The 12,790-nt window shown below is 42.7% G+C and carries 11 protein-coding genes; 6 read left to right on the top strand and 5 right to left on the bottom strand.

What is annotated here, in order from left to right; all coding sequences use genetic code 11:
* Positions 1-54: 54 nt before the first annotated feature.
* Positions 55-2,247, bottom strand: coding sequence for a DNA helicase RecQ (gene recQ / locus ACNURT_RS14510; protein WP_419702131.1), 2,193 nt, complete (start codon positions 2,245-2,247; stop codon positions 55-57).
* 246 nt (positions 2,248-2,493) lie between these two features.
* Between recQ and ACNURT_RS14505 the strand changes: the two genes are divergently transcribed.
* Positions 2,494-3,579, top strand: a complete 1,086-nt coding sequence (locus ACNURT_RS14505) for a mannose-1-phosphate guanylyltransferase (RefSeq protein ID WP_419698282.1) — start codon at positions 2,494-2,496, stop codon at positions 3,577-3,579.
* 82 nt (positions 3,580-3,661) lie between these two features.
* Here ACNURT_RS14505 and rlmB read toward each other — a convergent pair whose 3' ends face one another.
* Positions 3,662-4,429, bottom strand: coding sequence for a 23S rRNA (guanosine(2251)-2'-O)-methyltransferase RlmB (gene rlmB, locus ACNURT_RS14500; protein ID WP_419698281.1), 768 nt, complete (start codon positions 4,427-4,429; stop codon positions 3,662-3,664).
* 308 nt (positions 4,430-4,737) lie between these two features.
* Here rlmB and dnaB point away from each other — a divergent pair, with 308 nt between their 5' ends.
* The gene (gene dnaB / locus ACNURT_RS14495) at positions 4,738-6,303 is read left to right on the top strand and encodes a replicative DNA helicase (RefSeq protein ID WP_370995551.1); all 1,566 of its coding nucleotides are present in this window, start codon (positions 4,738-4,740) and stop codon (positions 6,301-6,303) included.
* Between the two features lie 136 nt (positions 6,304-6,439).
* Here the strand turns inward: dnaB and chrA are convergent, their stop codons facing one another.
* Positions 6,440-7,639, bottom strand: coding sequence for a chromate efflux transporter (gene chrA / locus ACNURT_RS14490; protein WP_419698280.1), 1,200 nt, complete (start codon positions 7,637-7,639; stop codon positions 6,440-6,442).
* Between the two features lie 96 nt (positions 7,640-7,735).
* On the bottom strand, positions 7,736-8,062 hold the full coding sequence (locus ACNURT_RS14485) for a tetratricopeptide repeat protein (RefSeq protein WP_419698279.1): 327 nt from the start codon (positions 8,060-8,062) through the stop codon (positions 7,736-7,738).
* Positions 8,063-8,122: 60 nt separating this feature from the next.
* Here ACNURT_RS14485 and ACNURT_RS14480 point away from each other — a divergent pair, with 60 nt between their 5' ends.
* The 4 genes from ACNURT_RS14480 (at position 8,123) to ACNURT_RS14465 (ending at position 11,943) form a co-directional block, all read left to right on the top strand.
* A complete protein-coding gene (locus tag ACNURT_RS14480; protein ID WP_419702130.1) occupies positions 8,123-8,860 on the top strand; it encodes an electron transfer flavoprotein subunit beta/FixA family protein in 738 nt (245 codons plus the stop codon).
* Between the two features lie 32 nt (positions 8,861-8,892).
* Positions 8,893-9,870: an electron transfer flavoprotein subunit alpha/FixB family protein gene (locus ACNURT_RS14475; protein ID WP_419698278.1), complete on the top strand. Its 978-nt coding sequence runs from the start codon at positions 8,893-8,895 to the stop codon at positions 9,868-9,870.
* A gap of 25 nt (positions 9,871-9,895) precedes the next feature.
* Positions 9,896-10,498 (top strand): bifunctional nuclease family protein, encoded by a 603-nt coding sequence (locus tag ACNURT_RS14470; protein ID WP_370995555.1) that lies wholly within the window; start codon positions 9,896-9,898, stop codon positions 10,496-10,498.
* A 185-nt stretch (positions 10,499-10,683) separates the two neighbouring features.
* A complete protein-coding gene (locus ACNURT_RS14465) occupies positions 10,684-11,943 on the top strand; it encodes a nucleoside permease (RefSeq protein WP_370995556.1) in 1,260 nt (419 codons plus the stop codon).
* Between the two features lie 93 nt (positions 11,944-12,036).
* Here the strand turns inward: ACNURT_RS14465 and ACNURT_RS14460 are convergent, their stop codons facing one another.
* Positions 12,037-12,750 (bottom strand): ThuA domain-containing protein, encoded by a 714-nt coding sequence (locus ACNURT_RS14460; RefSeq protein ID WP_419698277.1) that lies wholly within the window; start codon positions 12,748-12,750, stop codon positions 12,037-12,039.
* Between the last annotated feature and the right edge of the window lie 40 nt (positions 12,751-12,790).

The raw sequence follows: 12,790 nt of genomic DNA, 5'->3' as shown, positions 1-12,790 counted from the left end.
GCATAAAAAAAGCTTTTAGCAACTTACTAAAAGCTTTTTTTATGTTGAGCATTTTTAATTACCCATTTCTGATATGAACTTGATCCGCATTAATTGTACCTCTTCACGAGTATAATCATCGTTTCCAAGTTCGGCTAAAGCATCATCGATAGAGTCAACTTCGGCGGTGCGGAAATAATCAAATACTTCTTCCTGCTTATCTTCGTCTATCACCTCGTCAATATAGTAGTTCAGGTTAAGTTTAGTACCCGAGTTCACTATTGTCTCAACCTCTTTCAAGATCTCTTCGTAGGTAAGCCCTTTGGAGGCTGCAATGTCATCCAGGTTTAAATGACGATCAATATTCTGGATAATAAAAACCTTAAGCGCCGATTTATTGGCCGCGCTTTTGATCACCATATCAACCGGACGGTCGATATCATTGTCTTCTACATATTTTTGTATCAGATCGGTAAAAGGCTTACCAAATTTTAAAGCCTTGCCTGCTCCTACTCCCGAGATCTGTTTTAACTCATCAGTCGTGATTGGGTAATGTGTACACATTTCTTCCAATGATGGATCCTGAAATATTACAAATGGAGGCAGCCCTTTTTGTTTGGCCAGTTTTTTACGCAACTCTTTAAGCATTTGCAGCAACTGGGTATCCAATGCGCCTCCGCCTTGTTTAGGCCCGTCTGCATCATCATCATCATCGGTAGCTTCCATCTGCTTGTTCAGAACAAAACGAATGCTGTGGGGGTTATCAATAAAGCTATTGCCGGTTTTGGTTAACCGGAGTAAGCCATACTGATCAATATCTTTTGAAAGATAGTTATTCAGTAATGCTTGTCGCAGTAAAGAGTTCCACAGGTTTTCGCCCTGTTCCTTGCCCGATCCATAATAGTCAAGCGCATCATGTTCATAATTCTTGATCTGCGCATTCTCCGCTCCCATCAGGATACTAATGATATGCTGGTCGTCGAATTTTTCGCCGATGTGCCTGATCAGGCTTAGCGCTTTGTGCAGGTGTTCTTCACCGTCAAAGTGTTCTTTATGACCGCAGCAGTTATCGCACATGTTATTGCAGCCTGCTTCATTAAAGTTTTCGCCAAAATAATGCAGCAGCTGTTTACGGCGACATACCGACGATTCGCAGTAGTCAATAACTTCTTTTAATATCTGTGTACCGATCTCCCGTTCAGAAACGGGTTTGTCCTTCATGAATTTCTGAAGTTTATCAATGTCTTTTTCAGAATAAAAGGCAACACAAACACCTTCACCGCCATCGCGCCCGGCCCTGCCGGTTTCCTGGTAATAGCCCTCCATGCTTTTTGGCACATCATGGTGTATCACATAGCGAACATCCGGTTTATCGATACCCATACCAAAGGCAATGGTAGCTACAATTACTTCTACATCTTCCATCAGAAACTTGTCCTGAGTATCAGCACGTACTTTTGGATCAAGGCCGGCGTGGTATGGTAGAGCCCTAACACCATTCAGGTTAAGCGCTTCTGCAACTTCCTCTACCTTTTTGCGGCTAAGGCAATAAATAATGCCGGATTTACCCTGGTTCTGCTTTACAAACTTTACGATCTCTTTGATCACATTGCGTTTGGCACGAACCTCATAAAACAGGTTTGAACGGTTAAATGATGATTTGTATACCGTAGCATTGTTCATTTGCAGGTTTTTCTGTATGTCCTGCTGAACTTTTGGTGTAGCCGTAGCGGTTAAGGCGATAATAGGAATATTTTCACCGATATTGCTGATCACCTGGCGTATTTTACGATATTCAGGTCTGAAATCATGTCCCCACTCCGATATACAGTGAGCCTCGTCAACCGCTACAAATGATACATGATTGAGTTTTAAGAAATCGATATTTTCTTGTTTGGTCAGTGATTCGGGAGCAACGTATAAAAGTTTGGTTTTTCCGGCCAGTACATCTTCCTTAACGCGGCCTATATCTGATTTGGTGAGTGATGAGTTTAAAAAGTGGGCTATACTGTCTGATCCTCCGAAAGCCCTAAGCTGATCTACCTGGTTTTTCATCAGGGCTATCAGTGGTGAAATTACTATGGCAGTGCCGTCGCTCATTAATGCCGGCAACTGGTAACACATGGATTTACCACCACCGGTAGGCATGATCACAAAGGTATCATTACCTGCCAGTATGTTAGTTATAATCGCTTCCTGCTCCCCCTTAAAGTTGTCGAATCCGAAAAAATTCTGGAGATTATCAAATAGCGACTTCTTAGTTTCTATCATTGTTTAACGTGATCTTGAATTGTTTTTAAAAGTTTAAAGTAACAAAATTTAATGAATAAACGATGGATTTACTTTTTAATTTTATACAAATATGATTATTAAATGAAAAACAATTTGTTCATTTGGCGCATTTAAATTGCGGGCAAATTAGCTATCCAATTATTTAGTTTTATTTAACACATATTTAACAGATTATTGTACACTTTTGCGCTGGCTACGCCAAATAAAAACTCTTTTTACCATATGAATAAAAACAATTATGCGATCATCATGGCAGGCGGCATCGGAAGCCGTTTTTGGCCCATAAGCCGGTCATCGCATCCCAAACAATTTATAGATATCCTGGGCACAGGCAAAACGCTGATCCAAAACACGTACGAACGTTTTCTGAAAGTATGCCCCAAAGAAAACATTTATGTAGTGACCAATGAGAACTACACCAAACTGGTAAAACAGCAGCTGCCGGATATGGCCGATGGCCAGATCCTGACCGAGCCGGTGATGCGCAATACAGCACCCTGTGTAGCTTACGGCTGTTTTAAGATCGAAAGCCTGAACCCGGAAGCGGTTATCGTAGTGGCCCCCTCAGATCAGCAGATCCTGGACGAGGACGCCTTTGTGACAGCTATTGAAAAATCACTGCAGGCGGCAGTTTCAACCGACAGTCTGATCACCCTGGGTATCAAACCATCGCGCCCGGATACGGGTTATGGTTATATCCAGTATACCGACCAGGCCATTAACCAGGATTTTCATAAAGTAAAAACATTTACCGAGAAACCTACGCTGGAGATAGCCAAAACCTTTATCCAGAGTGGCGACTTCTTATGGAACGCGGGCATCTTTGTTTGGTCGGCCAAGGCTATTGTGAAAGCTTTCGGGCGTCACCTGCCCGAGATGCATGAGATCTTTGCAGAAGCCCGGCCGGTGTATAATACCGAAGAGGAAAAGAACTATGTACATAAAGCTTACCAGCAATGTATCAACATCTCGATCGATTACGGGATCATGGAAAAGGCCGACAATGTGTATGTACTGCCATCGGCCTTTGGCTGGAGCGACCTGGGTACCTGGGCGTCGATCTATGACCTGGCCGAGAAGGATTATGTAGGCAACGTGGTGATCCCCTCAGAAAAGGTGATCATGTATGATTCATCCAACTGTATGGTGAATGTACCGGGCGAAAAGCTGGTGATACTGCAAGGGTTGCATAATTTTATCGTAGTAGAATCCAACAACACACTGCTGATCTGTCCGCGCGATCAGGAACAGAATGTAAAACAGGTGGTGGCTGATGTGAAAGCCAAGTTTGGTACTAAGTTTATTTAGGTTGGTGAGTGGTTGATTGAGTTAAATTAGGTGAGTGGTTAAACATATCAGATTTAACTCGATCAACCACTCACTTAATCAACTATTTAACCGCAACGCGTTGTCTTATCGCCTCATACAATATCACTCCGGTTGATACGGATACATTCAGGGATTCGATCTCACCAAACATCGGTATCTTGGCCAGGTGATCTGCTATGCGGATAATCTCGTTGCGGATACCGTCCTCTTCCGATCCCATAATAATGGCTGTCGGAGCAGTATAGTCCGGAGCATAAATATCTTCTTTGGTTTTTTCGGTACAACAAACCAGTTGTAGGCCAGATTCCTGCAAAAATCTCACCGTTTGCATAAAATTATCATGACGGCAAACGGGGATCTTATACAGAGCTCCCGCTGATGTTTTAATAGCATCGGGGTTTATTTGCGCAGAACCTTTAGCAGGGATAACAATAGCATGTACCCCGGCACATTCGGCAGTGCGGGCAATAGCGCCCATATTGCGTACATCGGTAATGGAATCTAAAACCAATACCAGCGGCACCTCGCCTTTTTCAAACACCTCAGGAATTATATTTTCGATCTTCTGATAGGTTATCGGCGAAATAAAGGCAACCGCACCCTGGTGATTCTTGGCTGTAAGGCGGTTAAGCTTTTCAACCGGTACCTGCTGGGCGGTGATGTTATATTCTGTAAGTAAGGATTTTAGCTCGTGCGACAGGCCTCCGCCTGCTCCTCTCTGAATGTATAACGCTTCAATTTCCTTACCCGAAGTGATGGCCTCCATGATCGCCCTGATACCAAAAACCATTTGGTTGCTTTCCCGCTGAGGTCTTGAATTAAATGCCATTTGTACTGATCTGTTTTTCTGCAAAAGTAGCTATATTAATTGATTAAGCACTTATTGAACTGATAACCCTTTTCGGTTTTTTCAAAATACAGGTCAATAATAGTTAACATTATAAAACTTTATTAACATAGGTTTAAATGTTTGAAAATCAGCATGGATGATATTTTATTAGCAAGTTATCAACATGTGTGTGTTTACTAAAAAGCTTTAAATTATAACGCTGGATATGATTGTTTTAAAATCTCGATACACTATGTTGATTGAAATGTAGCTCCAAAAAAGCATTTTTTGTATATTTTTGTCGCCTTATGAATTTTGAGAACGATAACCTGCAGAACAAGCCGAATACCAACGACCGCCGGAGCCGCATCACTACCCCGACACCGTACAGCGGATTGGGGAAACTTCCGCCCCAGGCTACCGATCTGGAAGAAGCTGTTTTAGGGGCGTTAATGCTCGAAAAAGACGCCCTTTCATCGGTTATTGATGTTTTAAACCCCGAAGTTTTTTACCGCGACAATCATCAGAAAATATTTTCGGCTATAAAACAGTTGTTTGAAAAATCATCCCCGGTTGATATTTTGACCGTTACTGCCGAACTACGCAGGCAAGGGGAATTGGAAATGATAGGTGGAGCTTATTATATTACGGAATTGACCAGCCGTGTGGCATCTGCAGCTAATATTGAATTCCATGCCCGTATCATCATTCAAAAATTTATTCAGCGTGAACTCATCCGTATATCTACAGATGTTATTCAAAGTGCATACGAAGATACTTCTGACGTACTGGACCTGCTGGATAGAGCAGAAAAGAACCTGTTTGAAATTGCACAAAGTAACTTGCGCCGTGATGCCCGTAAAATGGACGATCTGGTGCATGAGGCCTTAAAAGATATTGAAGCCTTAAAGGATAAAAAAGACGGCCTTACCGGTGTGGCATCGGGCTTTACAGCGCTTGACCGGATGACCTCGGGCTGGCAAAAATCCGATCTGGTTATTATAGCTGCCCGCCCGGCTATGGGTAAAACGGCCTTTGTACTGAGTTGTGCCCGTAACGCGGCGGTTGATTTTGATAAACCTGTAGTTGTATTCTCATTGGAGATGTCCTCTGTTCAATTGGTTAACCGTTTAATATCCGGCGAAACCGAAATTGAACAGGAAAAGATCCGTAAGGGAACTTTAGAAGAATGGGAATGGCAGCAGATCCACTCTAAAATTGGCAGGCTTGAACAAGCCACCCTGATCATTGATGACACCCCGGCATTGAATATATTTGAGTTCAGGGCCAAATGCCGTCGTTTAAAATCGCAGCATGATATCCAATTGATCATTATTGACTACTTACAATTAATGCATGGTAAAGCCGAAGGTAAGGGAGGTGGCGGTAACCGTGAGCAGGAAATTGGTAGCATATCAAGAGCTTTAAAATCTGTAGCAAAGGAACTTAACGTGCCGGTGATCGCGTTATCGCAATTAAGTCGTGCTGTTGAAACCAGGCCGGGTAACTCAAAAAGACCAATGCTTTCGGATTTACGTGAGTCAGGCTCTATTGAGCAGGATGCGGATATGGTACTTTTCCTTTACCGTCCTGAATATTATGGTTTAACAGAAGATGAAGACGGTAATCCAACCAATAACGTGGGTGAAGTTATTATAGCCAAACACCGTAACGGTGAAACCGGTACTGTACGATTGAAGTTTGTTGGTAAATATGTAAAATTCGCCAACCTCGAAGAGAGTATGGACGGCTTCCCTCCTGCTGCTGGCAGCGCATTCTCAGGCTTGGCGCCATCACAGGATTTTGAAAAGCAAAGTAACTTTATTATCCGCCCGTCACGCATGGATGATATTGATGATGAACCACCGTTTTAGATATGCAGATGTGCGGGTTTCAGATGTGCAGATGATAAAACAACAAAGCCCGGTTTCGTTGAAACCGGGCTTTGTTGTTAATAGTGGATCGCTTTAATTTCCTCATCTGCACATCTGAAATCCGCACATCTGCACATCAGAAAAATATTCCCAGCAGTACTCCGATGATGATAATTACCGGGGTTTTTATTTTGGTGAAGTGCAGTAGCAAAAAGGTGCCTGCCATAAGCCCGTAGGCTATCCAGTTACCCCCAAATGGCCGTACCAGTAAAATAAAGGCCGTAGCCATAAAACCCACCGCCACGGCACTGATACCACTTAACGAGTTCTTGATACGCGCTATTTTCTTGAGATCTTCCCAAAATGGCACTATAAACAGGATGAGTATCAACCCTGGTGTATTTACCCCTATAACGGCTATTATGCTGCCAATGATTTGTCCGCCAATGCCGTATCCTTTATTTCCTAAAGTGATACCTCCCAAAAACGAGGTAAAGGAAAATGTTGGCCCTGGGAGCGCCTGTTGCAGGGCATAACCAGAAAGAAATTCTGAATTACTGAGATAATGTTTTACTTCTACAAATTCTGTGTACATCAGCGGTACCATCACCTGTCCGCCGCCAAATATCAGGATACCGTTACGGTAAAAGTTCTCAAATAAACGGATAGGTAAACTAAATGGTGAAGTTTGATTAATGATAGCACCCAGGGCAGCAAAGAATAACAGGATACCGATAAAATAAGCTACTTTATTCGGGTTTACATTGGAGTATAGTTTAACACGCAATTCGTTTTCCTGCGGCTGCGTTTCCATCGCCGATGATATGATACCACCCAACAAAACCAATAATGGAAAAGCATAGGCATTTTGTAAAATGAGTGTTGCTATGAACGATGCTATGGCCAGCATGGTACTTACCCGTGTTTTAAGGAATCTGTGCGCAAAGCTGTAAGTAGCATAGGCCACAATACCAACAGCCATGGGTTGTATATAAGTAATGATGTGCGCGAATTGGGCACGATTGGCAAACATTTTATAGCTTATGGCCGCCATTGCCATGATAGCGGCCGAAGGTAATATCCAGATTAGAAAAGTGATTAGAGCCAGCCTCAGCCCCCCAACCTTCCAGGCTATACCCACCAGGGTTTGGGTGGAAGACGGCCCGGGCAATACCTGCGACAAGGCATTAAGCTCTATCAGCTCATCTTCGGTTATATAGTGTCGCTTTTCAACAAATTCCCGTAATAAAACAGCTATGTGCGCCTGCGGCCCCCCAAAAGCGGTAAAAGTATAGATCAATACATCACGAAGAAATAGAAGGTGCCGGTTTTTCATTAAAATTAGTTCATAGTTGATGGTTCATTGTTCATAGTGATAAGTAAATGATATTATGCTAAAACCATGAACTATAAACTATGATCTATGAACTACTTAATAATCGTCATCATCTTCTTCTATACCCTTGGCCTGCCGGTAAACAGCCTGTAGTTCTGAAAATGCGTGGTTATCGCGCTTCTGTTTGGCTATGGTCATGCCGTTTTCGTAGGTGGTTATGGCGTCGGGTTTACGGTTAAGGGCTTCATATAATTTACCTAAATGATAATAAGTGCCCACATAACCAGGATGATTTGTCACCAGGTCTTCATAATAAGTTAATGCCTTATCTACCTGATTCAGACGTAGATATTCTGTGGCGAGGGCGTATTTTAAAAACTCGTCCTCGGGTTCGTTCTTTATAAATTCTAATAGCTTATCCAATCTGCTCAACTCCATTTTAAACTCTATCTTTTTTAATTAAATTTGCAAAAACCTATTGATATGAATATCCTGGTATGTGTAAGTAATGTTCCTGATACCACCACAAAAATAACCTTTACTGATAATAACACCCAATTTAATACAAATGGTGTTCAATTTATACTAAACCCTTATGACGAGATAGCGCTTTCACGTGCTATTGAGTTAACCGATGGCGGTAAAGGGACGGTAACGGTTATCAACGTTGGTGAAGTAAATACAGAGGCTACCATCCGCAAAGCGCTGGCTATTGGCGCTACAGACGCGGTGCGTATAAACGCTAAACCTCATGACGCCTGGTATGTAGCTTACCAGATTGCGGAGTATGTGAAAGCTAATCCGTTCGACCTTATTTTAACCGGCCGCGAATCTATTGACTACAATGGATCAAAAGTTGCAGGTATGCTGGGCGAACTGCTTGATCTGCCCTCGGTATCGATCATCAAAAAACTGGATGCTGCCGATAAAGAGGCTACTGTTGAGCGTGAGATTGAAGGCGGCAAAGAAATCCTGACCATTCCCTACCCTTTTGTGGCCGGTACTGCAGAAGGTGTTGCGGAGCCTAAAATACCAAATATGCGTGGTATCATGTCAGCTCGTACCAAGCCGCTGACGGTTATTGAACCGGTTGAGGTAAAAATATATTCAGAAGTATTGAGTTATGAAACCCCTGCCCCTCGTGGACAAGTGAAATTGGTACCTGCTGATGATACTGCTAAACTGGTTGAGCTTTTGCATACCGAAGCGCGCGTTATTTAATTCATTTAAATCTATTCCAAGAAACACATCATATGTCAGTTTTAATATATGCGGAAAATGCCGGCGGTAAATTCAAAAAGTCAATTTTTGAAGCTGTTACCTACGCCCGTGCCATTGCCGATCAAAATAAAACCAATCTTGTGGCTATCTCCATTGGCGATGTCAGCAAAGATGAATTAGCCGCGTTAGGTAAATACGGGGCCGAAAAAGTGCTGAACGTGTCAGGCGATAAGCTCAAGAATTTTGTGAACCAGGCTTATGCCTCTATTATTGCTGAAGCTGCGAAAAAACAAGGCGCTGATATCGTAGTACTATCCAATACCTTTTCTGGTCGTGGTTTAGCCCCAAGGTTAGGTGTAAAGCTGCAGGCTGGCGTTGCCGATGGCGCAGTAGCGCTGCCAGAGCAGAATGGAGGTAAATTCACCATCAAAAAAACAGCTTTCTCTGGTAAAGCATTTGCCATTGTGGAATTAACATCTGCCAACAAGGTTATTGCCCTGGTACCCAACTCCTATAAGGTTGTAGAAACAGGCGGCATTGCCCAGGTAGAAGATTTCACTGCCGAAATCAAAGAGTCTGATTTTAAAGCGATGATCAAAGAGATCGTTCGTTCAACCGATAAAATATCCCTGCCCGATGCGGAAATTGTTGTTTCTGCAGGCCGTGGCCTCAAAGGGCCCGAAAACTGGGGTATGGTAGAGGAACTGGCAGAACTGCTTGGAGCAGCCACAGCGTGCTCGAAACCGGTATCAGACGCCGGATGGCGCCCGCACAGCGAACACGTTGGCCAAACCGGGATAGCTGTCAGTCCAAATTTGTATATTGCGATAGGAATTTCAGGTGCTATTCAACACCTGGCAGGTATCAGTTCTTCAAAAGTTATTGTGGTGATCAACAAAGATCCGGAGGCTCCTTTTTTTAAAGTGGCTGATTATGGCATTGTTGGCGACGCGTTTGAAGTTGTGCCTCAATTAATAGCGGCCGTTAAAGAATATAAGGCTTCAGCATAAATTATTAGGTGCGATGGGTAATAACATGAAAAAAATTAAGCTGGATATAGTAGGGTTATCATATAGTCAGACACAATCAGGCGCTTATGCTTTAGTTTTAGGCGAGGTAAGCGGCCGACGACGGCTCCCTATCATTATCGGCAGCTTTGAAGCACAGGCCATAGCTATCGAGATAGAGAAAATGACCCCAAGCCGCCCGCTTACGCATGACTTGTTCAAGAGCTTTGCTCAGGCTTACCAGATAGAGGTTCAAGAGATCATTATTTATAATCTGGTCGATGGCATATTCTATTCCAAATTGATTTGCAGCGACGGTAAACGATCGGTGGAAATCGATGCACGTACCTCTGACGCCATCGCGGTAGCTGTAAGGTTCGACTGCCCTATTTTTACCTACGAGTTTATCCTCTCCACCGCTGGTATCGTTATCGAAGGCAATGACTTTGTTTATCTCGAAAACATTAACGAAACCCAGGAAGAAAAATCTGTAGCATCGAGCGTAGGCAGCGGATTTGCCTCATTAAGTATCGATGAGCTTAAAACAAAATTGCAGGAAGCGCTTGCAGAAGAGTCGTACGAAAAGGCCGCGAAAATACGCGATGAATTAAATAAGCGTAAAGCATCATAGAGATTTTTGATTTCGGATGTTCGATTTCGGAATTGTTTATAATTCAGATTTCGGAAGTATCCATGCAGAGTTAAAATATTCGATTTTTCATTTAAATTCCCTTACAAATCAATAAATCCGAAATCAATTTATTATTTTCCGTTTTTGATTTAATACAAACTATTATTATTTAAACCAGGCACCGTATGAATATTAAGTTTCGCTTAATAGTGATGAATTTTATGCAGTTTTTTATATGGGGTTCATGGCTGCTTACTATCGGGGTATACTGGTTTCAAAATAAACACTGGTCGGGCGAGCACTTCGGCGCCATTTTTTCAACCATGGGCATATCGGCTATCTTCATGCCTGCCTTAACCGGTATTATAGCCGACCGCTTTGTAAATGCCGAAAAACTTTATGGCCTGATGCATATTTTAGGGGCGGTTACTTTATTCTCACTTCCACTTGTAACTAATCCTTTTACTTTTTTCTGGGTGATGCTGCTGAATATGGTGTTTTACATGCCAACCCTGTCATTATCTATCACCGTGGCTTATTCGGCTTTAAAAAACAGTGACAAGGATATTGTAAAAGATTACCCTCCAATCCGTATATGGGGGACTATCGGCTTTATTGCCGCCCTGTGGACAGTAAGTCTCACGCATAACGAAACCTCGGCCAATCAATTTTATATTGCTTCGGCAATGTCACTTATATTAGGCATATACGCATTTACACTTCCTAAGGCACCTCCTCTTTTAAGCAAGATAACCAATAAATCTTTTGTAGATCAGTTGGGCCTAAAAGCCTTTACCTTATTCAAAGTACCTAAGTTTGCTATATTTTTTGCTTTCTCGCTTTTATTAGGCGCTGCTTTACAGCTTACTAATGCCTACGGCGATACTTACATTCATGATTTTGCTACTGTGCCAGCTTATAAGGATACCATAGCGGTAAAGTACCCGGCCATTATCATGTCGATATCCCAGATATCGGAGACATTGTTCATCCTGGCTATCCCTTTCTTTCTGCGCAGATTCGGTATTAAATATGTTATGCTATTCAGCATGCTGGCTTGGGTGCTGCGATTTGGCTTGTTTGCCTTCGGCGATCCTGCAAATGGTCTTTGGATGATCATTGGCTCCTGCATTGTATACGGAATGGCCTTTGATTTCTTTAATATTTCTGGTTCTTTATTTGTTGAAACACAGGCAACACCAGAAATAAGGGCCAGCGCTCAAGGACTTTTCATGATGATGGTGAATGGATTCGGCGCCTTTTTTGGAAGTATAGGGAGCGGTTACATTATTGATAAGTTCTTTACCCATGCCGATCACAGTAAAGACTGGCATGGCATCTGGCTTACTTTTGCCGCTTATGCACTGGTTATAGCCGTTATCTTCCCGTTTGTATTCCGGTATAAACACAACGCGGCATTAAAGCATGCCATAGCGCATGCATAAATTGTCTGAATCAGAATTTATGGAATTAAATAATTTATCGAATTTACATTCATTCTGTTAATTCGTACATTCTATAAATTCCGGTTCAGACGACTATTTCCTCCCTATCGCATATTGTATCCCACCCAAAAGGTGTTTCAAATACAAAGGATCGGCGTATGATTCATCGGTGTGGCCCAGTTCGGTATAAAATGCCCTGCCGCCATCAAAGCTATGGTACCAGGCCATCGGGTGATTGTCGCCATTTTCGCCGCCGGTATAGCTTTTTTCATCTATTTTGATCAGTACATGCAAATCGTCGGCTATCCATTTATAGTTATACCACTCGTCCCAGCGTTTCCAGGTTTCGGGCAGATGTTTGGTGGCTATAAAATTACGGTCAACCACATTAAGCGTAGCTTCCTGCTGTTTGGGGTGGCTTTTAAAATAAGCGCCTACCAGTTTGCCATACCAGGCCCAGTCGTACTCGGTATCTGTAGCAGCATGCACACCTACAAATCCGCCACCGGCTTTAATATATTGTTCAAAGGCAGCTTGTTGAGAATCATCCAATACATTACCGGTAGTGCTTAAAAATATGACTGCAGCGTATTGTTTTAAATTAGCAGTGGTAAACTTTTGGGCATCGGTGGTGCTATCTACATCAAAATTGTTCTCCTGCCCCAGTTTCATGATGGCCGGAACGCCGACTGCTATGGAGTTATGATGAAATCCGGCTGTTTTGCAAAAGATGAGCACCTTGGGTTTTGCCCAACCCTGTGTAAGCACCGAGCCAATTAAAAGGCAAATGATGATTAATTTTTTCATAGTTGTATTGTTAGTGTCATGGCCCTATAAACAAGTCAGC

The organism is Mucilaginibacter sp. NFX135, from assembly GCF_048565145.1.
Lineage (GTDB): Bacteria > Bacteroidota > Bacteroidia > Sphingobacteriales > Sphingobacteriaceae > Mucilaginibacter.
This window is presented reverse-complemented; position numbering and strand designations above follow the sequence as displayed.

What these genes read in the sequence shown, in the direction of transcription:
- ACNURT_RS14470 (WP_370995555.1), top strand. Translation starts at nt 9,896, where the DNA reads ATGAAAAAAATTAAGCTGGATATAGTAGGGTTATCATATAGTCAGACA.
- ACNURT_RS14460 (WP_419698277.1), bottom strand. Translation starts at nt 12,750, where the DNA reads ATGAAAAAATTAATCATCATTTGCCTTTTAATTGGCTCGGTGCTTACA.
- ACNURT_RS14480 (WP_419702130.1), top strand. Translation starts at nt 8,123, where the DNA reads ATGAATATCCTGGTATGTGTAAGTAATGTTCCTGATACCACCACAAAA.
- ACNURT_RS14505 (WP_419698282.1), top strand. Translation starts at nt 2,494, where the DNA reads ATGAATAAAAACAATTATGCGATCATCATGGCAGGCGGCATCGGAAGC.
- rlmB (WP_419698281.1), bottom strand. Translation starts at nt 4,429, where the DNA reads ATGGCATTTAATTCAAGACCTCAGCGGGAAAGCAACCAAATGGTTTTT.
- chrA (WP_419698280.1), bottom strand. Translation starts at nt 7,639, where the DNA reads ATGAAAAACCGGCACCTTCTATTTCTTCGTGATGTATTGATCTATACT.
- dnaB (WP_370995551.1), top strand. Translation starts at nt 4,738, where the DNA reads ATGAATTTTGAGAACGATAACCTGCAGAACAAGCCGAATACCAACGAC.
- ACNURT_RS14465 (WP_370995556.1), top strand. Translation starts at nt 10,684, where the DNA reads ATGAATATTAAGTTTCGCTTAATAGTGATGAATTTTATGCAGTTTTTT.
- ACNURT_RS14475 (WP_419698278.1), top strand. Translation starts at nt 8,893, where the DNA reads ATGTCAGTTTTAATATATGCGGAAAATGCCGGCGGTAAATTCAAAAAG.